The following is a 23715-nucleotide window of genomic DNA, read 5'->3' as shown; positions in this document are numbered from 1 at the left end:
CCCCGCGGGAATCACCCGGTCGGCTCCCGCGTTGAACCGGCGGCGAAGACCCTCTTCGCCGCAGGTCACAGCAGAGGTGGAGAGCAGAAGAGTCATGCGCGTCGAGATATGGAGCGACATCGCCTGCCCGTGGTGCTACGTCGGAAAGGCACGCTTCGAGAAAGGGCTGGCCGCCTTCGGCCACCGCGACGAGGTCGAGGTGGTCCACCGTTCCTTCGAGCTCGACCCCGGCCGGGCCAAGGGCGACACCGAGCTGGTGATCGACATGCTGGCGCAGAAGTACGGGCGCACCCCGGAGGAGGCCCGGGGCATGGAGGCCAACGTCGCGGCGAACGCCCATGCCGAAGGGCTCGGCTACCGGACCGAGGGGCGTGACCACGGCAACACCTTCGACATCCACCGCCTGCTGCACCTCGCCAAGGCGCGCGGCCGCCAGGACCAGCTGCTGACCCTCGTCTACCGGGCGAACTTCGCGGAGGAGCGCTCCGTCTTCGACGAGGCGGTGCTCGCCGACCTCGCGGTCGAGGCGGGGCTGGACGCCGACGAGGCACGCGCTGTGCTGGCCGACCCGGCCGCGTACGCCGACGACGTCCGGGCGGACGAGCGTGAGGCCGCCGAACTGGGAGCCAACGCGGTGCCGTTCTTCGTGTTCGACCGGCGCTACGGCATCTCCGGCGGCCAGCCGGCGGAGGTCTTCGTCCAGGCCCTGGAACAGTCCTGGAAGGACCGTCAGGTCACCGGGCTCACCCAGGTCGGGGAGGACGGAGCCGCCTGCGACGCCGACGGAGCCTGCGAAGTGCCCCAGGAAGCTGCGTCCGACCAGCGCGTATAAGGATGTCTTGGGCGAGCCGCTCGACGAGCACTGATTGACGGGCAGTTGAGCGGCCGTCAGGCTTGCCCCCATGGAGAACTCCGCGATCGACCGGGCCCGGGCCACCGAATTCGCCTCCGAGACCATCTACCTCAACACCTCGACCTGCGGACTGCTGCCCCGCAGGGCCGTGGACGCAGTCAAGGCGCTGGCCGACGACAACGCGAACGGGCGCAGGCAGGGCGCGGGCAGCTGGGAGGCGGTGCAGGCGGCCCGGGAGGGATTCGCCGGGCTCGTGGGGGTCGAGCCCGGCCGGGTCGCCGTCGGCGGATCCGTCGCCGCCCATGTGGGGATGGTCGCAGCCTCTCTCCCTCCGGGCTCCGAAGTGCTGGCACCTGAGCGCGAGTTCAGCTCCGTGGTCACGCCGTTCGAGGTCCGGGGCGATCTGCGGACGCGGTATGTGCCGCTGGAGGAACTCGCCGCGGCCGTACGCCCCGGCACCGCACTCGTCGCGTTCTCGGCAGTGCAGTCCTCCGACGGGCGTGTCGCCGACCTGGACGCGGTCCGGGCGGCCGCCGCGGCCCACGGCGCCCGCACCCTGCTCGACGCCAGCCAGTCGGCGGGATGGCTTCCGCTGGCCGCGGGGGCGTACGACTACACGGTCACCGGTGCGTTCAAGTTCCTGATGTGCCCCCGTGGCACGTCCTTCCTGACCGTGACGGAGGAGGCGCAGGACACCCTCCCCCTCCTCCACCCGGGTATGGCGGCTTCAGGGGATCCCTGGGGCAGCGTCTACGGCCCCGTGGACCGTCTCGCCGATGACGCCAGGCGCTTCGACGAGCCGGTGTCGTTCCTCGCCTACCACGGGGCCGAGCAGGCGATCGAACTGCTCGCCTCGGTCGGGGTCGACGCCGTCCACGCCCACGCGACCGGACTCGCCGCCCGGTTCAGGAAGGGGCTGGCCTCGATCGGCCACGAAGCCGTCCCCGGCGACTCGGCGGTCGTCGCCGTGCCCGGTCTCGGGGACCGGGACCCGGACCTGGCGGCCGCGGGTGTGATGGTCTCGGCCAGGGCGGGCAACCTGAGGGCCTCCTTCCACCTGTACAACACGGAGGCCGACGTCGACCGCGCCCTGGATGTGCTGTCGGGCTGACCCGCGCCCCGCCACCCCGGTGGAGCCGTGAGGCCGCGCGCCGTCGGGTGGCGGGGATCCGGGCCCGCCCCTGCGGGTCCCGGGGCGGGGGGCCGGTCAGTTCCAGCGGTCCTGGTTGAGGAAGCGGGCGAAGCCGCGCCAGGAGTTGGGGCCCATCTCGCCGTCGATCGGGCCGGTGTAACCGTGCGCGGCGGCCAGGCGTTGCACGGCGGCCCAGGTGTTGGGGCCGGGATCACCGTCCACGGGGCCGGTGTACCCCCACGCGCGCATGTTCCGCTGGAGCGCGGCATAGGTGTTCGGGCCCGGGACACCGTCGATCGGACCGGTGTAACCCGACTCGATCCGCAGCCAGTTCTGCGCCCGCTTCCACATCACCGGACCCGGCACACCGTCCTGCTCCGTCGACGACTTCGGCAGACCGCCCCCGCCGCCGCCTCCCAGGTGTTCCAGCGGATTGACCCGGACGCCACCGGGGGTGATCAGATGCCAGTGCACGTGCGGACCGGTGGAGCTCCCGGAGCCCGGGGCGCCCGCCGCACCACCGGAAAGCCCGACGATGCCCCCCTTGGCGACCCATGTGCCGTTGGCCAGGCCGAACTGGGAGAGGTGCATGTACTGCGTCCGGTAGCCGTCGCTGTGCGTGATGGTCACCGTGTGGCCACCGGTGCCGTTGTTCGGGATGTTGGTGACGGTCCCCGCGTCGGCGGCCGGCAGCGCGGTGCCGACCCCCATCGCGAAGTCGATGCCGCCCAGCGAGCCGCGGTTGAGATGGTCCTGCCATCCCGAGGTGACGGGGTAGCCGGCGAAGGGGTTGTACAGGTCGATGGCGTGTGCGGAGGGCGCTGTGAAGAGGCTGCCCCCGGCGGCCAGCCCGAGCGTGGCGGCGGAGCCCCGCAGCAGGGTCCTGCGGCTCAGCGATCCCGACCGTTCACCCGTGCGGCCGTTGTCGTCCGCATGGTGTTCGCACATGGTAACTCCCTTTATATAAAGGTCAGTTGCGGTGGCGGAGCGGTGTCGAGCGACGGTAGCCTACACGCGTAGACAGTGTTTGGTGCATGTCAATTCGCTTGGTCGACGGGGAGAGCTGTGCGCAGACGGAGCGTGATTCGCGGTGCCGCCGCGATGGCACTGGCGCCTCTCGGCGCGGCCACCACGACCGGCGCGTGGGCGGCCACCGGGCCGTCCGGCGTCCGGGCGGAGGAACTGCAGGGCATCGACGTGTCCAACTACCAGGCCGGTATCGACCACGCTCTGGCCGCGGCGCAGGGGTACCGGTTCGTCATCGCCAAGGCGGGCGGGTGTCAGCTCGCGGACGGGCCCTACACCACGTCGTCGTACGCGGGGCATGTCGACGGAGCCCGGGCCGCCGGGCTGAGGGTGGGCCACTACTGGCTGACCGGGGACTTCCTCACCCCGTCGGCGGCCGCGGACTACTTCGTGGACCATCTGCACGACTACCGCACCGGTGACGTGCTGGCGCTGGACGTGGAGGTGCTCGACGACTCCACCCGGCTGTGGGACGACACCGATGTGGCCGCCTGGTTCAGCCGGGTCAGGGAGCATGTCGGCTCCTACGTCCCGTGGTTCTACATCAGTACGGGCGCGCTGCGCGCCGGCACCTGGGAGCGGACGATCGCCGCCGGAGCCCATCTGTGGGCGGCCTCGTGGGGGAGGAATGACGGCACCTGGCCGGGCGCACCCGACCTCGGGGGCAGCTACCCCGACTGGGCGGCCCACCAGTACGCCTCCGTGGGGTCCGTCGGCGGTGTCTCCCCGGTCGACCTCAACCTCGCGAAGCCCTCGGCGTTCGAGCTCACCGAAGCGACCGACCCTCCGACGGATCCGGGCGGTCTGCCGAAGTCGTCGACGGAGCAGGACGGTGTGCCGGGTCCGGTGATGTGGAAGCGGGCGCAGAACTGGCTGCGGATCGAGTCGGGTTACACCGGTCCGATCGACGGTGTCCCGGGCCCGAACACCTATGCCGCGCTCCAGCGGAACATGCGCGCGTGGGGGTACACCGGCCCCGTGGACGGTGATCCCGGCCCCAACACCTGGGCCGCCGTGCAACGCCTGGCCGCCGCGCACGGTTACACCGGCCCGATCGACGGCGAGATGGGCCCCAACTCCTGGCGCGGCTTCGCCCGCTTCCTCAACCAGGACCGCTGGAACTGACCGGCCCCCCCGCCACCGTGGCAGACTGCCGGGATGGACGACGACAACCGCGGCGTGACGCACGGCATACGGATCAGGCCCGGCGGACCGGACGACGCGCCTGCCGTCATGGAGATGCTCGACGCCGCTGTGGCCTGGATGAACGCCCGGGGCAACACGGAGCAGTGGGGCACGGTCCCCCACTCCCGGATTCCCAGCCGCGTCGAACGGGTCAAGGAGTACACCACCCGGATGTCTCCGTACATCGCCGAGCTGGACGGCGTCCCGGCCGGAGTGCTGGTGCTGGACACCGGGCCGAGCCCCACGATGCCCGTCCCGGCCGCCGGTGAACCCGAGCGGTACGTCCGGCTGCTGGTGTCCGACCGGCGTCACGCCGGGCTGGGCATCGGGGCGGCGCTCCTGCGACACGCGGCGGAGGAGACCCGGAGCGCCGGTGTGGAGCTGCTGCGGGTCGACTGCTGGGCCGGCGGCGGCGGTGAACTGGTCGCCTACTACGAGCGCAACGGGTTCACCGCCACGGACCGGTTCGTGGCCGGCGTCTGGCCCGGGCAGGTGCTCGCCCGCCGGATCGTCTGAGACCGGTCGGACCCGCCTCGGACGATCCGGCGGCCGGACGCGGCCCGGTCGGACCGGCCGTCAGGCCGAGTCCCGGCGTACCAGCTCCGTCGGCAGGATCACCGCGGACGGGTCCTCGCCGCCGATCTGCGCCAGCAGCACACGTACCATCTCGGCGCTGATCCGGTCCCACGGCTGGCGGACCGTGGTCAGTTCGGGGCGCGCCGCGAGCGCCGCGGGGGAGTCGTCGAACCCGCCGACCGCGATGTCCTGCGGTACCCGGCGGCCCGCCCGCTCAAGAGTGGTCAGCACCCCCTGCGCCATGAGGTCGGAGGCCACGAACACCGCGTCCACGTCGGGCGCCCGCTCCAGCAGCAGCGTGGCGGCGGCCTCGCCTCCCGCCCGGCTGTAGTCGCCCGGCACGATCAGGGACTCGTCGACGGGCAGCCCGCACTCGGTCAGGGTCTCGCGGTACCCCGCCAGCCGGTCCACCCCGCCCGGGGTGTCCAGCGGCCCCGTCACCGTGGCGATCCTGCGGCGTCCCGACTCGTGGAGGAAGCGCACCATGTCCCGGGCTCCGTTGCGGTCGTCCGCCGCCACGTAACTGACCCGCGACCCCTGACCGAGCGGCTTGCCGCAGGCCACCAGCGGTACTCCGGCATCGTGCAGCTGGGCGGCGACCGGGTCCCCGGAGTGGCTGGAGACCAGCAGCACCCCGTCGACGTGACCGGCGATGTACCGCATGTTGCGCCGGCGCTCCGCCTCCGTGCCCGCGATCATCAGCAGCAGCGGGATGTCGTGCGCGGCGAGCGCGCTGGTGCAGCCCCGCAGCAGCACGTTGAAGTTCGGGTCCTCGAAGAACCGCTCCTGGGGTTCCGTCAGGAGGAAGGCCACCGAGTCGGAACGACCGGTGATCAGGGACCGGGCATGCCGGTTGACGGTGTACCCGGTCCGCCGGATGGCGGACTGAACCGCGTCCAGAGCGGCCGGGCTGACGTTGTGACCCCCGTTGAGCACCCGTGAGACGGTGCCCCGGGAGACTCCGGCCTCCCGGGCGACGTCGTGGATCGTCGGCGGCCTGCGGCGGCCCCCGCCGTTGGGTTCTGTGCGGCTCATGGTGCTTGATCTTTCATGAAGGTGTGCCCTGTTGAGGAGCTGTCAGGACTTTACGGCGCCGGAGAGCAGGTCGAGGCTCCAGAACCGCTGGACGACGAGGAACAGGGCGATCAGGGGGATGATCGCGAGGAGTGCGCCGGTGATGACCAGGGTGTAGAGCGCCGGAGTGTTCGAACCCTGCTGGAGCAGGGTGTAGAGGCCCAGGGTCACCGGGAACTTCTCGTCGTCGCCGAGCATGATGTAGGGCAGCAGGAAGTTGTTCCACACCGCCACGAACTGGAACAGGAAGACCGTCACCAGCCCCGGAAGCATCATCGGCAGCGCGATCGTCCGGAAGATCCGCCACTCGCCGCCGCCGTCCATCCGTCCGGCCTCGATCACATCGGACGGCACCGCGGCCGCCGCGTAGATCCGTGCGAGGTACACCCCGTACGGGGAGAGGATCTGCGGCAGCAGCACCGAGAGGTAGGAGTCGGTCATGTCCGCCTCGGCCAGCAGCAGGTACTGCGGAACGGCCAGGATCACCGGAGGCATCAGCACCCCTGCGAGCAGGATGTTGAAGATGGTCTCCCGGCCGCGGAAGCGGTACACGGCGAGCGCGTATCCGGAGACCGCGGAGACCGCGGTGGAGAGCAGGGCGCCCACCCCGGCGTAGAAGGCCGAGTTGGCCATCCACTTCCAGTAGACCCCCTCGCGGTACTCCGTCAGGTCGGCGACGTTGTCCGCGAACCCCGAGCCCGGCAGGAAGGTGAAGGTGGAGAACAGCTCGCCGCCGGATTTCGTCGAGGCGACCAGGACCCAGACGACGGGCAGCAGGCAGTACACCGCGCCCAGCAGCAGGGCTGCGGTCGGGATCAGCGGGAAGCGCCGGCGGCCGGCCGCGGACAGCTGGGTGGTCATCGTGGGTCTCCCTGCTTCGTACGGGAGTTGGCCGCCTTGAGGAAGCCGAAGGACAGGGTGAGGGTGACCAGGGCGATGACGACCGCCTGGGCGGCGGCCGCGTGGATGTCGTTGTTGACGAAGGCGTCCTGGTACACCTTCATCAGCGGACTCCAGGTGGTGGAGAGCGAGTTGGTCAGCGGCTTCAGCGTGGTGGGCTCGCTGAACACCTGGAGCGTCGCGATGATCGAGAAGAAGAAGGTCAGGATCAGGGACGGCGCCACCATCGGGATCTTGATCCGCAGCGCGATCTGGAGCTGGGAGCAGCCATCGATCCGGGCCGCCTCGAAGATCTCGGCGGGGATCGCCCGCAGCGACGTGTAGATCACGATCATGTTGAAGCCGGTGCCGCCCCACACCGCGATGTTCGCCAGCGAGAGGTACAGCGGCCCGCCGTCCAGCAGATCGGGCCGCGGCAGGCCCGCCGCGTCGAGCGCGTACAGGAAGGGGCTGACGTCCGGCAGGTAGAGGAAGCCCCACATCAGGGCCGCCACGACGCCGGGGATCGCGTACGGCAGGAAGATCGCCAGCCTGCTGAAGCCGCGCAGCCGCAGCCGGTCGGTGTCCAGCAGCAGGGCGAAGAGCAGGGCGAGTCCCAGCATCACCGGTACGACGATCGCCCCGTAGCCGAGGATGCGCAGTGCTCCGTGCAGCAGCTCCGAGTCGGAGAGCGCGTCGGCGTAGTTGGACAGGCCGGCCCAGGTCTCCTCGCGCGCGCCCTTGCCGAGGCCGAGCCCCTTCACCTCGGTCCTGCGCAGGCTCAGATGGACGGCGTAGCCGATGGGCAGGGCGAAGAAGAGCAGGAACAGGAGGGCGGCGGGGACCAGGAAGACGTACGGGGCGCTCCTGACCCCGTACGCCTTCCCGCGGGGTGCGCGTGTCACTCCGAGACCCCGAAGCCCTGCTTCTTCAGGTCCGCGACGGTGGCGTCCTGCATGGCGGTCAGCGCGGCGCCGAAGTCCGACCTGTCCTTGGCGGCCGCGGCGAAGTTGTCCTTGAAGGCGCTGTACGCGACGTTGACGTTGGGTCCCCAGGCGGCGGGGGCGGTGCCCTGCGCGATCTTCGCGGCCTCGGTGTAGAAGCCGGGCTGGTTGGAGAAGTAGTCGGGTGCCTTCGACAGGGCGCCACCGGTCTGGGCGGCCGTCGCGGCGGGGTAGATGCCGCTCTCCTTCACCAGCGCGGCGAGTGCTGCCGGGTCCGTGTTCAGCCACTTCGCGAAGGTGGCGGCGGCCTTCCTGTGCTTGGAGTCGGTGGTGACGGCGGTGGAGGAGCCGCCCCAGCTGCCGGTGATGTTCTCACCGGCGGTCCACTGGGGGAGCGGGGCCATCGCCCACTTGCCCTTCGTGCCCGGCGCGGCGGTCGTCAGGGTGCCCGGAGCCCAGACCGCGCTGACCCAGGCGATCTGCTTGCCGGTGTTCAGCGCCTTGTTCCAGGCGGGGGTGTACATCGGCTGGTTGTCGATGGCGCCCTCCTTGACGAGGCCGCCCCAGAAGTCGGCGACCTTCTGTGTGGCGGGGTCGTCGATGGCGACCTTCCACTTGTCGCCGCCCGTGGTCCACCACTTGGCGCCCGCCTGCTGGGCGAGACCGGCGAAGAGGCCCGAGTCGTTGGAGGAGAAGGTGGTGAGGTCCTTGTCCGGCGCCTTCTTCTTCAGCGCACGCGCCGTCTCGGCGAACTCGTCCCAGGTGGCCGGCACGGACAGGCCGTACCGCTCGAAGAGGTCCTGGCGGTAGTAGAACATCAGCGGGCCGGAGTCCTGCGGCAGCGCGTACAGGGCGTCCGAACCCAGCGTCGTCTGCTGCCAGACGCCTTCGGCGAAGTCGCCCTTCGCGTCACCCGCCTCCTCGGATATGTCGGCGAGGACGTCGTTGGAGACCAGGGTGGGGAGAGCCTGGTACTCGGCCTGGACGAGGTCGGGCGCCTTGTGCGCCTTGGCCGCGGTGATGATCTTGGTGACGAGGTCGTCGCCCGAGGCCTGCTTCTTCACCGTGACGGTGATGCCGGCCTCCTTGCCCGGCCCCTTGTTCCAGATGTCCGCGACCTTGTCCAGGCCGGGGGCCCAGGCCCAGTAGGTGAGCGAGGCGGGCCCGGAAGCGGCCTGCTCGTCGCCGCCGTCGTCCGATCCGCATCCCGAGAGCAGGGCGGTGGCGGCGAGGGCGGCGGCGGTGGTCACCGCGACGGTGCGGTATTTCATGGTTTCTCCCCTGACGAGACGAACAGGCGCATCGGCGGACTGGCCGGAAGCAGGCGCTGTGAGCGTTCACAGTAGAGAAACGAAACCGACACTTGTCAATGGTTGTTGCTGTGCGGTTATGTGGGCCCTGCGCCGCCGAGAGTGTGTGTGCACGTTCCCAGAAATCGCCCAGAAGAGCCAGGAGCTGTCCATGCCGCACTCAGAATCCGCTCCCTGTCCGGTCGGCCTGCGCGGACTCGCCTTCGGCGGCGACTACAACCCCGAGCAGTGGCCCGAGGAGGTCTGGCACGAGGACGTACGCCTGATGCGGGAGGCCGGGGTGACGATGGTCAGCGTCGGGATCTTCTCCTGGGCGCTGCTGGAACCCGAGCCGGGCGAATACGACTTCGGCTGGCTCGACCGTCTGATGGACCTGCTGCACGTCAACGGCATCCGGGCCGACCTCGGCACCCCCACCGTCGCACCCCCCGCGTGGTTCTACCGGGCGCACCCCGACTCCCTGCCCGTCACCCGCGACGGGGTCCGCCTCGCCTTCGGCTCACGGGGCGCCATCTGCCACAGCTCCGCCCCCTACCGCGCGGCGGCGGCGAACATCACCGAGCAGCTCGCCCGCCGCTACGCCAACCACCCCGCCCTCGCGATGTGGCACGTCCACAACGAGTACGGGGTCCCGGTCAGCGCCTGCTACTGCGACAGCTGCGCAGCCCACTTCCGCCGCTGGCTGGCAGCCCGGCACGGCTCCGCCGAGGCGGTCAACGAGGCCTGGGGCACCGCCTTCTGGGGCCAGCGCTACCGGGATCTGGACGACATCGACCCGCCCCGCACCACCCCGACCGTCGGCAACCCCGCCCAGCAGCTGGACTACGCGCGCTTCGCCGACGCCACCATGCGCGAGAACTTCACCGCCGAACGCGACATCCTCCACCGGCTCGCCCCGGGCATCCCCGTGACCACCAACTTCATGACCGCCCTCAGCCAGTGCGAGTCCGTGGACTACTGGGCCTGGGGGCGGGAGGTCGACATCGTCACCAACGACCACTACCTGATCACCGACGGCCGCCGCACCCACGTCAACCTCGCCATGGCCGCAGACCTCACCCGATCCGTCGCGGGCGGCGCCCCCTGGCTGCTGCTCGAGCACTCCACCAGCGGCGTCAACTGGCAGCCCCGCAACCCCGCCAAGCGCCCCGGGGAGATGGCCCGCAACAGCCTCGCCCATGTCGCCCGAGGCTCCGAGGGCGCGATGTTCTTCCAGTGGCGCCAGTCCCGCCGGGGCGCCGAGAAGTTCCACTCCGCGATGCTCCCGCACGCCGGTACCGACTCACGGATCTGGCGGGAGGTGAGCGCCCTCGGTGCCGGACTCGGCCTGCTGCGGGACATCCGGTCCACCCGGACCGTCGGCGACGTGGCGATGGTCTGGGACTGGGAGTCCTGGTGGGCCCAGCGTCTGGAGTGGCGGCCCAGCGAGGAGCACGACGCCCGCGAGCGCGCCGACACCTTCTACGCCTCGCTCTACGACCGCCACCTCACCGTCGACTTCGCCCACCCTGACGCGGACCTCTCCGGTTACCCGCTGGTCGTCGTCCCCGCCCTCTACCTCGCCACCGAGGAGAGCGGCCGCAACCTGCGCCGGTACGTCGAGCAGGGCGGCACCCTCGTCGTCTCGTACTTCTCCGGCATCGTCGACACCGACGACGCGGTGCACCCCGGGGCCTGCCCCGGCGCGCTCCGCGACGTGCTCGGCCTGACGGTCGAGGAGTTCTCCCCGCTCGGCGAGGGCGGCACCGTACGCCTGATCACCCCCGAGGGAGCCCCCGACGGACCCGAGCTGACCGGCGACCTCTGGTCGGACGTGGTGATCCCGCGCGGCGCCGAGACCCTCTGGGCGTACGCCGACGGCATCCCGGCCGGCCGGCCCGCCGTCACCCGCAACCGGCTCGGCGAGGGCGCCGCCTACTACGTCTCCACCCGGCTCTCCGGACCCGACCTGGACGCCGTCCTGGACCGGGCCGCCGCCGACGCCGGTATCGAACCCCGCACCGGCCTGCCCCGCGACGTGGAAGCCGTACGCCGTACCGGTGACTCAGGCAGCTACCTCTTCCTGATCAACCACACCGACACCGAGGCCGCCGTCGCGCTCGACGCTCCCGGCACCGAACTCCTCACCGGTGAGCACGCCGTGGACAAGCTCGCCGTCCCGGCGGGCGCGGTCCGCGTCGTACGGCTCGACGGCTGAGGGACACATCCCGCACACTCCACCCCGCACAACTGTCGAAGGGACATCGACGATGTACGGAACGACGCACGTCCGCGCGAAGGCGGCAGGGGCGGTGACCGCCCTTGCCGGCCTCGCGTTCGCCGCGCTCCCCGCCCAGGCCGCCCACGCGGCCACCGCCCCGGTCAACACCGGATTCGAGTCCGGGGCCACCGGCTGGTCCACCTACTCCGCCGGAGGGCAGAACGCCGCCTCCTTCACCGAGGCCGGCGGCCACGGCGGCAGCACCCGGCTGAGCCACTGGTCCGCCTCGGCGTACAAGGTCGAGACGTACCAGTACCTCAGCGGTCTCACCGACGGCACCTACACCCTCAGCGCCTGGGTACGCTCCGGCGGCGGACAGAACTCGGCCTACATCGCCCTGCGCAACTGCGGCTCCGCCGAACAGCGGACCGACCTGCCGCCGACCGCCGACGGGGCCTGGGTCCGGCTCGTCACCTCGGTCAAGGTGACCGGCGGGGCGTGCACCATCAGCCTCAACTCCGACGCCCACGCGGGGGAGTGGGCCAACTTCGACGACATCGCCTTCACCCCCGGGAGCACCGGGCTGAGCATCCGGGGCGGTGACCTCTCCACCCTCCCCAAGAACGAGGCCCACGGCGCCACGTACCGGGACGCGAGCGGTACCGCACGCGACGCCATGACCATCCTCAAGAACTCCGGGATGAACTACGTACGCCTCAAGGTGTGGGTGAACCCGGCCGACGGCTACAACGACAAGGCCCACGTCCTGGCCATGGCCAAGCGCGCCAAGGCGCTCGGCATGAAGATCCTCGTCGACTTCCACTACTCCGACGCCTGGGCCGACCCGGGCAAGCAGAACAAGCCCGCCGCCTGGGCGGGCCACGGTTACGGTCAGCTGCGCACCGACGTCTACGACCACACCTACGACGTCCTGAACGCCCTCAAGGCCCAGGGCACCACGGCCGACATGGTGCAGATCGGCAACGAGATCAACGGCGGGATGCTCTGGCCCGAGGGATCCACCGACAACTGGTCCCAGCTGGCCGGCCTGATCACCTCCGGGGCGAACGCCGCGAAGGCCGTCTCCTCCGGCACGAAGGTCGTCCTGCACCTGGCCGAGGGCGGCGACAACGCCGGCACCCGCTGGTGGTTCGACAACGCCGTCGCCCGGAAGATCCCCTTCGACGTCATCGCCCTCTCCTACTACGGCTACTGGCACGGCACGCTGTCGGAGCTGCAGACCAACCTCGACGACGCCGCCGCGCGCTACGGGAAGCCCGTGATGGTCGCCGAGACCGCCTACGCCCACACGCTGGCGAACGACGACGGCCTGGAGAACAACGTGGCCACGGCGAGTCAGCTGGTCGCCGGCTACCCGGCGACCCCGGCCGGCCAGGCGGCGAACCTCCGCGACGTCATGAACGTCGTCGAGGCCGTGCCGAACGGCAGGGGCCTCGGCGCCGTCTACTGGGAGCCGGCCTGGACCGCCGCCGCCGGCAGCGGCTGGGACCCGGCCGACCCGTCCTCCGGCAACGCCTGGGAGAACCAGGCGGTGTTCGACTTCGACGGCAAGCTGCTCCCGGCCGCCGCCTGGTTCTCGCACCGGTAGCGGCTACAACGGCGCGCCGTGCCACTTCCACGAGGTGACACGGTCGCGACCCGGAAGATCGGCCCGGCCGGTGGACCAGAGCAGGACGGTCCACCGGTCCTCGTCGTCCGGGGCGTCAGGGAAGAGCCGGGCCAGCACCCGGTCGCAGAGGTCCTGGGGCGGAGTCCAGGGGAGCGACAGCCCGGCGGCGACGTCGTGGGTGTGCACGAGGGTCTCCACGACGCCCATCGCGGCGAATCCCTCGGGGTCGGAGAGCCCGAACACATGGTGGGAGCGCACGTCCGACGGTGTCGTACGCACCATCGCCGTGAGCAGCGCCCCGGCGGCCTCCAGCGTCTGAAGCAGCCCGGCCGTTCCCGCCGCCGGGTCCGCGAAGACCGAGTTCGCGGGGCCGCCCTCCCGGTCGGGCGTGTACCGGAAGGGGACCTCGCGGTCCTGCGGCGGGGTGCGCGGGCCCAGCTGCACCGCGTACGCGAAGAGGTCGTCGACCAGGTGCTCGACGGTCTCCCAGCAGTCCCAGGTCAGCCCTCCTGCCGGAATCCGCCAGTCCTGGTCGTGGGAGGCCGCGAGGGTGTCGGCCGCGAGCCGCACCGCCAGGGTCACGTCGTCCGCGGTGACCGGCAGCCGCGTGCCGGTCAGCGCCGCGCGTTCCGCCGTGCCGCACTCGACACAGAACTCGTTGCCCTCCGGGTCGGCGAGGGTGGCCCAGCCCCGGCCGTTCGGCTTACGGTGATCGGCGACCAGCGTCGCGCCCAGGCCCAGCAGCCGTTCGACCTCCTCGTCCCGGGTGCGGTCGTCGGGGCGTACGTCCAGATGCACCCGGTTCTTGGCGCGCTTGGGCTCGGGAACCGTGACGAAGAGGAGGGCAGCGGCCGGGGTCTCCACCAGGGCCTCGGGATCGCCGGGCTCGTCGTCGTCCGACACGGACGCTCCGAGCACCTGTGCCCAGAAACGGGCCAGTTCGTAGGCGTCGGAGCAGTCGACGGTGATGTGCTGTACGAGTGAGGTCATGACCGCCACTCTCCCCGGCGAACGGCCGGCAGGTCCACCGAGTTCGGCACCGGCCCCTCGGCACGCGGAAGGGGTGGGACGCCGAAAGCGCCCCACCCCTTGCCGTACCGCGCCTACTTCACCGGGGTGAAGTCCCGCGCCCCGATGAAATCGGGCCGCCGGATCGGAGCCGCGAACGGCTCCTGCGCGAGGTTGTCCACGCTGTTGAACACGATGAACACGTTGCTGCGTGCGTACGGGGTGATGTTGTCCCCCGAGCCGTGCATGCAGTTGCAGTCGAACCAGGTCGCCGAACCGGCCGCTCCCGTGAAGAGCTTGATGCCGTGCCGGTCGGCCATCTTCGTCAGCGCCTCGTCGGACGGGGTGCCGGCGTCCTGCATCTGCAGGGACTTCTTGTAGTTGTCCTTCGGCGTCTCGCCCGCGCAGCCGAGGAACGACTTGTGCGACCCGGGCATGATCATCAGCCCGCCGTTGGTGTCGTAGTTCTCGGTCAGAGCGATCGAGACGGACACCGTCCGCATGTTCGGCAGACCGTCCTCGGCGTGCCAGGTCTCGAAGTCCGAGTGCCAGTAGAAGCCCGAGGCGCCGAAGCCCGGCTTCACATTGATCCTGGACTGGTGGACGTAGACGTCGGAACCGAGGATCTGGCGCGCCCGGCCGACCACGCGCTCGTCACGGACGAGGTTCGCGAACACCTCGCTGAGCTTGTGCACCTCGAACACCGAGCGCACGCTCTGCGACTGCGGCTCGATGATCGAACGCTCGTCGGCCCGGACCAGCGGATCGGCGACCAGGCGGTCCAGTTCGGCCCGGTAGACCGAGACCTCGTCCGGGGTGATGAGCTGGTCGACCGTCAGGAAGCCGTTCTCCTCGAAGCCCTGGAGATCCTTCGCGGTGACCGGCCCCGGCGCGCCCGGCGCGGACCAGACGACCGGGTCCTGGCGGGGAGTGGTCATCTCGGCGGCGCCGCGCGAGGGGTACAGGTCGGCGCGTACATCGGTGGTCATGGGTTCAGCCCTCCTCTGTCAGCAGCGGGTACACACCGTTCTCGTCATGGTCCTCCCGTCCGGTGACGGGGGGGTTGAAGACGCACACGCAGCGGAAGTCGGTCTTCGGCCGCAGGGTGTGGTGCTCGTGCCCGTTCAGCAGGTACATCGTTCCGGGGGAGATCCAGTGCTTCTCGCCGGTCTCGTCGTTGGTGAGCTCGGCCTCGCCCTCGGTGCACAGAACGGCCTCGATGTGGTTCGCGTACCACATCGACGTCTCCGTGCCGGCGTACAGCACGGTCTCGTGGAGCGAGAAGCCCACCTTCTCCTTGGCGAGCACGATGCGCTTGCTCTCCCAGGTGCCTGAAGCGGACCTGATGTGCCGGTCGGTGTTCTCGATGTCACTGAAAGATCGGACGATCACGGTGGGATGGTGCCTTTCTCTTCTGGTCCTGCTCAGTGGTGCCTGCGCGGGGTGCGGTGCCCCGCTCAGGCTGTCTCTCGGACGGACCGGGCCAGCGTGCGCAGGCCCTCGTCCAGCTCTTCGGGGGTGATGGTCAGCGGCGGCAGCAGCTTCACGACCTCGGACTGCGGACCGGAGGTCTCCAGCAGCAGGCCCAGCTCGAAGGCGCGCGCGCAGACGGCGGAAGCACGCTTCGGGTCGGTGAACTCCAGGCCCCAGACCAGGCCGCGGCCGCGGAAGTGGGCCTCCGGCTCCTCGGCGGAGATCGCCAGCATGGTCTGCTCGATCTGCTCGCCGCGGGCCAGCGTCTGCTTCTCCATCTGGCCGTCCGCCCAGTAGGCGTCCAGGGCGGCGGCCGCGGTGACGAACGCCGGGTTGTTGCCGCGGAAGGTGCCGTTGTGCTCGCCCGGCTCCCAGATGTCCAGCTCGCCCTTGAAGAGGCAGAGCGACATCGGCAGACCGTAGCCGCTGATGGACTTCGACAGGGTGACGATGTCCGGGACGATGCCGGCTTCCTCGAAGGAGAAGAAGCCGCCGGTCCGGCCGCAGCCCATCTGGATGTCGTCGACGATCAGGAGCATGTCCTGGCGGTGGCACAGGTCCTGGAGCGCGCGGAGCCACTCGGCGCGGGCGACGTTGATGCCGCCCTCACCCTGCACGGTCTCCACGATCACGGCGGCCGGCTGGTTGAGACCCGACCCCTGGTCCTCCAGGAGCCGCTCGAACCACAGGAAGTCCGGGACCTGGCCGTCGAAGTAGTTGTCGAACGGCATCGGGGTGCCGTGGACCAGCGGGATGCCGGCTCCGGCCCGCTTGAAGGCGTTGCCGGTCACGGCGAGCGAGCCGAGCGACATGCCGTGGAAGGCGTTGGTGAAGGAGACGACCGACTCGCGGCCCTTGACCTTGCGGGCGAGCTTCAGCGCCGACTCGACGGCGTTGGTGCCCGTGGGGCCGGGGAACATCACCTTGTACGGCAGGTCACGGGGGCGCAGGATCACGTTTTCGAAGGTCTCGAGGAACGCTCGCTTGGCCGTGGTGGCCATGTCCAGGCCGTGGGTGATGCCGTCGCGCTCGATGTAGTCGATCAGCGCGCGTTTCAGCACCGGGTTGTTGTGGCCGTAGTTGAGCGATCCGGCGCCGGCGAAGAAGTCCAGGTACGAGTGTCCGTCCTCGTCCGTGAGCCGGGCTCCCTGCGCGCGGTCGAAGACCGCGGGCCAGCCACGGCAGTAGCTGCGTACTTCCGACTCGAGGCTCTCGAAGACACTCAGTGCGGGCGGGGTGATGGTCACAGCGGATCTCCTACGTGAGGGGGTGTGACGGACGGCGGGTCATGCGTGCCCCCGGACACCGCGCCCGGGCGGGGCGCGGAAGGGGGTGGGAAGGCCCTGGACGGACCCGGGGCCCCTGGAGGGGCCTGAGGGTCCTGGAACGGGCCGGTGAACGCCCTAGAACGGGCCGATGCGGTACAGCACCTCCGGCAGGTGCGTTCCCTCGGGGAACAGCGACCCGTCGAAGAGCACCTCACGCTCCAGCGGTACGTCGTGACGCTGGGCGAAGGAGGTGAACAGCCGGTCGGAGGCGGTGTTGTCCGGCGTGATGGTCGTCTCGACGCCTGCCAGCCCCTGGTCGGAGGCGACGCGGGCGGTCAGCGCGTCCAGCAGCGTGGCCGCGAGACCCTTGCCGCGGTGGGCCCGGTCGACGGCCACCTGCCAGACGACGAGGGTCTCGGGGCGGTCCGGGCGGATGTAGCCCGTCACGAAGGCGACGGCGTCGCCGTTCTCGTCGCGGGCCACCACCGAGGTCGCCGCGAAGTCACGGCACCACAGCAGGTAGCTGTACGAGGAGTTCAGGTCCAGGACCTCGGAGTCGCGGGCTATGCGCCAGATCGAGGCTCCGTCCTCCACTCGCGGGGCGTCGATTCTGATGAATTCGCTTCGGGCACTTGCAAAATCTGCTGGTGCGGCGGTCATGTGAATTGAATTTACCCAGCAAAAATCAAAATTGCATCGCCGGAAGGGGTTGGGTAATGCGGCCCGTTGTGTTATCACGCGGGCGCGGATCGCCCCCTGTAAGACGAAAATTTCCACCAACTTGTCCCGAATTTATGGGCCATAACGGGCGCTGCTGTGGGGTCGGTCACAGGGCTGTAACTCTCGTGACACCTGTCGGGATTGCTCTGGGCCATCCGCCTGGAAGCAGGGTGTTTAAGAATGGGGAGAGCGGGAAGAAGAATGCGGGGAGCTGCTCAGGATAAAGCAGCTCCCCTTGTGCGTCGAATTAATTGGGCCGTTCGTGTGAGCCCAATTAATTCACTGCGTCTTCCAGGTTTCCGTCACCGCCGCGCGGGCAGCATCGAGATCGGCCCGGCGGCCCGTGTCCGCCAGCGCACCGCCCAGGGCGGCCAGTGAGGACAGCACCGCTTCAGGCGTCGCGTCCGCGCCGTAGTGGTTCACCCGGACCATCTCCTTGGACAGGGCCCCGCCGCCCGCGATCAGCGGGAGCGACGGGTCCGTCGCCAGTGCGCGCGCGACCAGCTCCGAGGCGTCCACGTCCGCGGGTACCCGGAGCGTCGTCGCCACCGGGGCCGCGTCGCGGCTCTCGTGGACGAAGGGCTCCAGGCCGCCGCCCAGCGCCGTGGCCCCGGCCCTGGTCGCCGCGGCCGCCGAGGCGTGCCGGGCCATGACGGTGTCGAGGCCGTCCGCCTCGATACGCTCCAGACAGGCGTCGAGCGCCAGCATCTCCAGCTGGGCGGGGGCGTGCGGAAGGGCCTTGCGGCCACCGTCGATCCAGCGCGCCTTCCAGTCCAGCAGCGAGAGGTAGGACTGGCGCGGGGCCCTCGGGTTGGCGGCCATCCGCTCCCAGGCCCGCTCGCTCACCGACACGGCGGAGACCCCTGCGGGGCCGCCCATTCCCTTCTGCGCCCCGATCACGCACAGGTCGACGCCCCAGGCGTCCGGCAGCAGCGGTTCCGCGCCGACCGACGCGACCGCGTCGACCATGAAGAGCGCGCCGTGCGCCCGGACCACCTCACCGATCTCGCCGACCGGGTTGGTGTTGCCCGTCGCCGCCTCGGCGTGCACCAGGGACACGAAGTCGATCTCCGGGTGCTCGGCGAGCGCCCGCGCGACCTGCTCGGCGGTGACGGCGCGGTGGAAGGGGACCACCAGGTCGATCACCTCGGCGCCGCAGTCACGGAGCCAGTTGCCGAAGGTCTGTCCGTACGGTCCGGTGACCACGTTCAGGGCGGTCGAGCCGGGCCGCGCACCGCCCCGGATGCAGCCCTCCAGGGGCAGCAGCGCCTCCCCCTGCATGATGACGACGTCCTGCCCGGTGTCGAGGAGGGCGGCCACCCGCCGCTCGATCTCCGCGAAACGCGCGGCGGTGAGCGGGGTGAGGTCGAGGAACGGGTGCGTCACGGTGGTGCTCTCTTCGGGTCGGCGGGTGCGCGGTCAGCGCCTGCGTCGAGGGTACCCAGCGGCCCCCGGCGGCCCGGTCCGCCCGCCTCGTACAGTGCTGCCATGAGTGATCACGAGGCGACACCGGTGCTGCGGATCAGGGGGCGGGTGCTCGTCGGGCCCGACGAGGTGAGGGACGGCCTCTGGGCGGTCGACGGGCGGATCACCTACGAGCGGCCGCCCGGCGCCGAGGCGGCGGTGACGCTCGAGGGCTGGGTGCTGCCCGGTCTGGTCGACGCGCACTGCCACGTCGGCCTCGACCACCAGGGACCGGTGGACGCGGCGACGGCCGAGAAGCAGGCCCTCGCCGACCGCGAGGCGGGCACCCTGCTCATCAGGGACGCCGGTTCCCCCTCCGACACCCGGTGGGTCGACGAACGCGAGGACCTGCCGAAGATCATCAGGGCGGGGCGGCACATCGCCAGGACGCGTCGTTACATCCGCAACTACGCACACGAGATCGAGCCCGGTGACCTCGTCGCCTACGTGGCCCGGGAAGCCCGCAGGGGCGACGGCTGGGTGAAGCTGGTCGGCGACTGGATCGACCGGGGCGCCGGTGACCTGACGGCCTGCTGGCCGCGCGGCGAGGTGGAGGCCGCGATCGCCGAGGCGCACCGGCTCGGCGCCCGGGTCACCGCCCACTGCTTCGCCGAGGCCGCGCTGCGCGACCTCGTCGAGGCGGGGATCGACTGCATCGAGCACGCGACCGGGCTGACCGAGGACACCATCCCGCTCTTCGCGGAGCGGGGCGTCGCCATCGTGCCGACGCTCGTCAACATCGCCACCTTCCCCGACCTCGCGGCGGGCGGTGAGGCCAAGTTCCCCCGCTGGTCCGCCCACATGCGAAGGCTCCACGAGCGCCGCTACGCGACGGTGCGCGCCGCCTACGACGCGGGCATCCCCGTCTTCACCGGCACGGACGCCGGCGGCTCACTGGCCCACGGCCTCATCGCCGACGAGGTCGCCGAACTGGTGAAGGCCGGCATCCCGGCCCGGGACGCGCTCGGTGCCACGGCCTGGGGCGCGCGGCGGTGGCTGGGCCGCCCGGTGCTCGAGGAGGGGGCGCCGGCCGACCTGGTGGTCTACGACGCCGACCCGAGGGAGGACGTGCGCGTCCTGGCGTCGCCGCGGAGGGTGGTCCTGAGGGGAAGGGTGATGGCCTGAGGGCGGGTTGACCCCGGAACGGGCGCCGTGTTGACCGCAGGTGACCTGAGCTCCTGACTCTCGTTGAGATACCCCGCTCCTGGGCCAGGAGGACTGCCGCGGGGGCGTGCGTACCGTGAAACGGGTGATTCCGAGGAACGTCTGTGCCGTTGGATTCGAATGTGCACACGGAAACCCCTCTTTGGAGTGAACTGGTTTAAGGAATCCGCCAGTTCACTCTCCGTGCGTAAAGATTCACGGAGTCGAGGCCACCGGTGCCCGCGATGTCCCCCATTGGACGGCGCCGGGTGGCTCCATGTCTCTTGTGGGGGTTCCACCATCTTGAACAGCAACACCTTCCGTGCGGCAGCCCTGGCGATCGCCGCCGCTCCCGTCGCCCTGCTCGTCGCCGTCCCCGCGCACGCAGCCACCGCGACGAGCCCGGCCACCCCGTCCGGGGGCCACGGAAAGGCGAGCGCGGTCGTCCTCCGCGCCGGGCTCGACGTCTCGCTCCTGAACAAGAAGGTCCAGGTCCCGCTCAAGGCCAGCCTCAACGAGGTGCACGCTCCGGCGAGCGCCGAGCGGACCGCGCTCAGCGTGGAATTGGACGGCGTCGAGAAGGGCCGGCCCATCCGGGTGCTGAAGGCCGATGTGGCGACCGCGAACGCCACGGTGGACTCCCGCAAGGCGGAGGGGTACACCAACCTCGCCAAGGCGCGCGTGCACGTACCGGGTCTGCCGCTGCTCTCGCTGATCGAGGTCCAGGAGGTCACCTCCAAGGCCGTGTGCGAGGTGGGGCGCAAGCCGGTCGCGGAGTCCAACGTCCTGGGGCACGTGTCCGTCCTCGGCAAGCGGATCCGTCTCACCTCCGGCGGTACGACCAAGGTCGAGGTGCCCGGGGTGGGCAAGGTGACCCTGGACCTCTCCAAGACGGAGACGACCTCGCGGACGGCTGCCGCGACGGCGCTGCGGCTCGGCGTGTCCGTGAACCCCGGGGACCTGAACGTCGCCGAGGTGGAGGGCGAGGTCACCCTCGCCGAGGCGACCTGTGAGACGCCGAGGCGCGGGGGTGGCCACGGCGGGTCGGACAACGGCGGTTCAGGCAACGGCGGTTCGGAGGACGGTGGCTCCGAGAACGGCGGCGGCGACGGCGAGGACGGCGGCTCCGAGAACGGTGGCTCCTCCGGCACCGGTGGCTCCTCCGGGACCGCGGGATCGACCGGCGGCGACACGGGCTCCGGAGGCACGAGCGGCGACACCGGCTCCGGAGACACAAGCGGTGACACCGGCTCCGGCGACAAGCCCGTCGACGTGAAGCCGCAGACCGGGACCGACCCCGTCCAGGCCTCCGGCGCCGGCGACCTCGCCGAGACCGGATCCAGCTCCTCGACCCCGTACATCGCGGGTGGCGCGGCCGTCCTGCTGGCGCTCGGCGCCGGTGCCACGGTGGTCGCCCGTAAGCGTGCGCGCGGCTGATCCCGGACGAGTGTGAACGGCGCCCGCACCCTTGTGTGCGGGCGCCGTTCCTCGGGCAGGACGCGTCAGCCGGCCGCTCTTCGGGGCAGTCCTTGCAGAGCCAGGTCGAGAGCCTGCAGGAACCGGTTGGTCGTCACCCGGTCGCGCACGGCGAGCCGCAGCCACTCGCTGCCCAGCCCCGGGAAGGTGTCCCCGCGCCGCGCGGCGAAGCCCCGCGAGCGCAGCAGTTCACGCACCTCGTCCGCCCGTTCCAGCCGGATCAGCACGAACGGTGCCGCAGCCGGCTCCACCACTCGTACCTCGCTGAACTCCGCGAGTCCGGCGAGCAGGTGGGCCCGGTCGACCTCGACACGGTCCGCCGCGTCAGCGGCCTCGACCAGAGCGCGCGGCTCCATGCACGCCTGCGCGGCCGCGAGCGCGGGGGAGGAGACCGGCCACAACGGCTGCGCCTCCTGCAGCAGGGCGACCGTCCCCGGATCGGCGAGTACGTAACCGATCCGCAGACCCGCGAGACCCCAGGTCTTCGTCAGGCTCCGCAGGACCACGAGCCCGGGGACGTCCTGGCGGTCGCTCAGCGCCTCGCGTTCGCCCGGAACGGCGTCCATGAAGGCCTCGTCCACCACCAGCGTCCGACCGGGCCGCGCCAGCTTCTCCAGCACGCCGGCGGGATGGAGCACGGACGTCGGGTTGGTCGGATTGCCGACGACCACCAGATCAGCTTCCTCGGGTACCGCCGCCGGGTCCAGCCGGAAACCGTCCTCCGGACGCAGCACCACCCGCCCGACCTCGTGCCCCGCCGCGCGCAGCGCCGCCTCCGGCTCGGTGAACTGCGGGTGCACGACGACCGGCCGCCGGGCGGGCAGCGCCCGCGCGATCAGGACGAACGCCTCTGCCGCGCCCGCCGTGAGCAGGACCCGTTCCTCGGGCAGCCCGTGACGCCCGGCGACCGCGGCACGCGCGTGCCGGCCGTCCGGATAGGCGGCCAGCGAGCCCAGCGACGCCGATATGCGTTCGCGCAGCCAGTCAGGAGGAGTGCCGGTCCGGACATTCACGGCGAGATCGGTCAGATCCAGGCCGCGTACTTCCGCGTCGCCGTGGTGCCGCAGGTCGGGCCCGGCGTTGTCGGTGTGCTTCGTGGGGGGGAGCATGGCAGCCATGGTGGACGGCTCGGAGCCATTCGTCGATGCCCGGTCGCCGGCCAACCGGTCCAGCCGGGCCACCGCGCAGGTCGCCGACGCCGACTTCCGCTTGGGAACGAGCAGTTCAGCGCCCGAGACGAGCGCCGCGGCCTCCGCGACCGACCCCGTGCCCACGGCCGTCCTCGTCGCCGCCGAGGAGTGCGGTACGGGTGTGGCCGCGAGGGTCCTCGCCGGGTACGCCCGCACCGGCACCCCGAGCGCCGCGGCGGCCCCGGCGATCCCCGGCTCGTCCGCCCTGGTGTCGAGGGTCGCCAGCTCGGCCACGTCCCCGGCCGCGAGTCCGGCCGCCTCCAGAGTCGCCCGGATCAGCCCGAGTACCTCGTCGGCCGGGACACCGCGACGGGCGCCGACACCGACGACGAGGGCGTCCCGGGTCATGGGAGAGATCCTTCCGGGGTGCTCGGACGAAGGGCTGCGGGCAAGGCGTACCTGAGGTGCGCACAGGGGGGTCGATCCGCTAGCAAGGGGCCATGGCGGTATTCGTCGCGCTCGGCGCGTTCCTGATGACACTGGCGGGCGGCTGGGTCGCGCAGCGCGTCACCGACCGCCGGCACCTCGTCCTCGGCTTCGCCGGCGGACTGATGCTCGGTGTCGTCGGCCTCGACCTGCTGCCCGAGGCGATGGAGGCCGCCGGCGGCATCGTCTTCGGGGTCCCGGCCGCCCTGCTGCTGTTCGTGGGCGGCTTCCTGACGGCCCATCTCGTGGAACGCTCCCTCGCCGTACGCCAGGCGGCACACGGTGCGGGGGAGGAACGGGTACCGCAGGTGGGCCTGACGGCGGCGGCCGCGATGGTGGGACACAGCCTGATGGACGGCATCGCGCTCGGCGCCGCCTTCCAGATCGGCGGCGGCATGGGCGCCGCCGTCGCACTCGCCGTCATCACCCACGACTTCGCCGACGGCTTCAACACCTACACGATCACCAGCCTCTACGGGAACGCCCGCCGCAAGGCGCTCCTGATGCTGTACGCGGACGCCCTGGCGCCGATCGTGGGCGCCGGCACCACACTGCTGTTCACTCTTCCGGAGGAACTCCTCGGCTGCTATCTCGGATTCTTCGGCGGGGCGCTCCTCTACCTCGCCGCCGCCGAGATCCTCCCCGAGGCGCACCACGACCACCCGGCCCGCTCCACGCTGCTGTGCACCGTCGCCGGAGTGGGCTTCATCTGGCTGGTCGTCGGCGTCGCCGAGTGAC

General features: G+C 71.0%; 21 protein-coding genes. 9 read left to right on the top strand and 12 right to left on the bottom strand.

The genetic code is table 11. The annotated features are described in order from the left end of the window. Positions 1 to 94 precede the first annotated feature (94 nt). Together ACGFNN_RS25390 and ACGFNN_RS25385 are read left to right on the top strand one after the other, a co-directional pair. Complete coding sequence (locus ACGFNN_RS25390) at positions 95 to 832, top strand: DsbA family oxidoreductase (RefSeq protein WP_393559230.1); 738 nt, start codon at positions 95 to 97, stop codon at positions 830 to 832. A gap of 70 nt (positions 833 to 902) precedes the next feature. Beyond that, positions 903 to 1964, top strand: a complete 1062-nt coding sequence (locus ACGFNN_RS25385; RefSeq protein WP_393559228.1) for an aminotransferase class V-fold PLP-dependent enzyme — start codon at positions 903 to 905, stop codon at positions 1962 to 1964. A 96-nt stretch (positions 1965 to 2060) separates the two neighbouring features. Here the strand turns inward: ACGFNN_RS25385 and ACGFNN_RS25380 are convergent, their stop codons facing one another. Next, positions 2061 to 2933 (bottom strand): peptidoglycan DD-metalloendopeptidase family protein, encoded by an 873-nt coding sequence (locus tag ACGFNN_RS25380; RefSeq protein ID WP_393559226.1) that lies wholly within the window; start codon positions 2931 to 2933, stop codon positions 2061 to 2063. Between the two features lie 153 nt (positions 2934 to 3086). On the opposite strand from ACGFNN_RS25380, the gene ACGFNN_RS25375 reads away from it, so the two are divergent. Both ACGFNN_RS25375 and ACGFNN_RS25370 read left to right on the top strand, forming a co-directional pair. Then, positions 3087 to 4136, top strand: coding sequence for a GH25 family lysozyme (locus ACGFNN_RS25375; RefSeq protein WP_393559224.1), 1050 nt, complete (start codon positions 3087 to 3089; stop codon positions 4134 to 4136). 33 nt (positions 4137 to 4169) lie between these two features. Continuing rightward, positions 4170 to 4712, top strand: coding sequence for a GNAT family N-acetyltransferase (locus ACGFNN_RS25370; RefSeq protein ID WP_393559222.1), 543 nt, complete (start codon positions 4170 to 4172; stop codon positions 4710 to 4712). A 60-nt stretch (positions 4713 to 4772) separates the two neighbouring features. Here ACGFNN_RS25370 and ACGFNN_RS25365 read toward each other — a convergent pair whose 3' ends face one another. From ACGFNN_RS25365 to ACGFNN_RS25350, 4 genes are read right to left on the bottom strand one after another with little or no spacing between them, the layout of a single operon-like run. Continuing rightward, on the bottom strand, positions 4773 to 5807 hold the full coding sequence (locus tag ACGFNN_RS25365) for a LacI family DNA-binding transcriptional regulator (RefSeq protein WP_393559220.1): 1035 nt from the start codon (positions 5805 to 5807) through the stop codon (positions 4773 to 4775). Positions 5808 to 5849: 42 nt separating this feature from the next. Further along, positions 5850 to 6707: a carbohydrate ABC transporter permease gene (locus ACGFNN_RS25360; protein ID WP_393559218.1), complete on the bottom strand. Its 858-nt coding sequence runs from the start codon at positions 6705 to 6707 to the stop codon at positions 5850 to 5852. Then, the gene (locus ACGFNN_RS25355) at positions 6704 to 7630 is read right to left on the bottom strand and encodes a carbohydrate ABC transporter permease (RefSeq protein WP_393559216.1); all 927 of its coding nucleotides are present in this window, start codon (positions 7628 to 7630) and stop codon (positions 6704 to 6706) included. Before ACGFNN_RS25355 ends, ACGFNN_RS25360 begins: the two co-directional genes overlap by 4 nt. Beyond that, entirely contained in the window at positions 7627 to 8940 is a 1314-nt protein-coding gene (locus ACGFNN_RS25350) for an ABC transporter substrate-binding protein (protein WP_393559214.1), read from the bottom strand. The genes ACGFNN_RS25355 and ACGFNN_RS25350 overlap by 4 nt, the downstream gene beginning before the upstream one ends. A 190-nt stretch (positions 8941 to 9130) precedes the next feature. Here ACGFNN_RS25350 and ACGFNN_RS25345 point away from each other — a divergent pair, with 190 nt between their 5' ends. Then, positions 9131 to 11176 (top strand): beta-galactosidase, encoded by a 2046-nt coding sequence (locus ACGFNN_RS25345; protein ID WP_393559212.1) that lies wholly within the window; start codon positions 9131 to 9133, stop codon positions 11174 to 11176. 52 nt (positions 11177 to 11228) lie between these two features. Further along, complete coding sequence (locus ACGFNN_RS25340) at positions 11229 to 12788, top strand: arabinogalactan endo-beta-1,4-galactanase (RefSeq protein ID WP_393559210.1); 1560 nt, start codon at positions 11229 to 11231, stop codon at positions 12786 to 12788. A 3-nt stretch (positions 12789 to 12791) separates the two neighbouring features. Here ACGFNN_RS25340 and ACGFNN_RS25335 read toward each other — a convergent pair whose 3' ends face one another. The 6 genes from ACGFNN_RS25335 to ACGFNN_RS25310 all read right to left on the bottom strand — a co-directional run bounded on the left by ACGFNN_RS25335 (position 12792) and on the right by ACGFNN_RS25310 (position 18664). After that, positions 12792 to 13799, bottom strand: a complete 1008-nt coding sequence (locus tag ACGFNN_RS25335) for a VOC family protein (protein ID WP_393559208.1) — start codon at positions 13797 to 13799, stop codon at positions 12792 to 12794. Positions 13800 to 13912: 113 nt separating this feature from the next. Continuing rightward, the gene (gene thpD / locus ACGFNN_RS25330; RefSeq protein WP_393559206.1) at positions 13913 to 14806 is read right to left on the bottom strand and encodes an ectoine hydroxylase; all 894 of its coding nucleotides are present in this window, start codon (positions 14804 to 14806) and stop codon (positions 13913 to 13915) included. Between the two features lie 4 nt (positions 14807 to 14810). Then, entirely contained in the window at positions 14811 to 15209 is a 399-nt protein-coding gene (locus ACGFNN_RS25325; protein WP_073747901.1) for an ectoine synthase, read from the bottom strand. Positions 15210 to 15274: 65 nt separating this feature from the next. Next, on the bottom strand, positions 15275 to 16537 hold the full coding sequence (ectB, locus tag ACGFNN_RS25320; protein WP_362542638.1) for a diaminobutyrate--2-oxoglutarate transaminase: 1263 nt from the start codon (positions 16535 to 16537) through the stop codon (positions 15275 to 15277). Between the two features lie 156 nt (positions 16538 to 16693). Further along, positions 16694 to 17218 (bottom strand): diaminobutyrate acetyltransferase, encoded by a 525-nt coding sequence (gene ectA / locus ACGFNN_RS25315; protein ID WP_362669748.1) that lies wholly within the window; start codon positions 17216 to 17218, stop codon positions 16694 to 16696. A 339-nt stretch (positions 17219 to 17557) separates the two neighbouring features. Further along, positions 17558 to 18664, bottom strand: a complete 1107-nt coding sequence (locus tag ACGFNN_RS25310) for an aminotransferase class V-fold PLP-dependent enzyme (RefSeq protein WP_365090007.1) — start codon at positions 18662 to 18664, stop codon at positions 17558 to 17560. Positions 18665 to 18766: 102 nt separating this feature from the next. On the opposite strand from ACGFNN_RS25310, the gene ACGFNN_RS25305 reads away from it, so the two are divergent. Next, a complete protein-coding gene (locus tag ACGFNN_RS25305) occupies positions 18767 to 19867 on the top strand; it encodes an amidohydrolase family protein (protein ID WP_393559204.1) in 1101 nt (366 codons plus the stop codon). Between the two features lie 321 nt (positions 19868 to 20188). After that, positions 20189 to 21322, top strand: a complete 1134-nt coding sequence (locus tag ACGFNN_RS25300; protein ID WP_393559202.1) for an SCO1860 family LAETG-anchored protein — start codon at positions 20189 to 20191, stop codon at positions 21320 to 21322. A gap of 65 nt (positions 21323 to 21387) precedes the next feature. On the opposite strand, the gene cobC is transcribed toward ACGFNN_RS25300, so the two are convergent. Beyond that, positions 21388 to 22899, bottom strand: a complete 1512-nt coding sequence (gene cobC / locus ACGFNN_RS25295; RefSeq protein ID WP_393559200.1) for an Rv2231c family pyridoxal phosphate-dependent protein CobC — start codon at positions 22897 to 22899, stop codon at positions 21388 to 21390. A 92-nt stretch (positions 22900 to 22991) separates the two neighbouring features. On the opposite strand from cobC, the gene ACGFNN_RS25290 reads away from it, so the two are divergent. Next, positions 22992 to 23714 carry a ZIP family metal transporter gene (locus tag ACGFNN_RS25290; protein ID WP_362542620.1) on the top strand — a complete coding sequence of 241 codons (723 nt, stop codon included), beginning with the start codon at positions 22992 to 22994 and terminating at the stop codon, positions 23712 to 23714. Position 23715 lies beyond the last annotated feature (1 nt).

Origin of the sequence: Streptomyces sp. NPDC048590 (assembly GCF_043199535.1) — a bacterium.
In the GTDB taxonomy this organism is placed as follows: Bacteria; Actinomycetota; Actinomycetes; order Streptomycetales; family Streptomycetaceae; genus Streptomyces.
The sequence above is the reverse complement of the archived record's forward strand: the minus strand, read 5'-3'. Positions and strand labels throughout refer to the sequence as shown.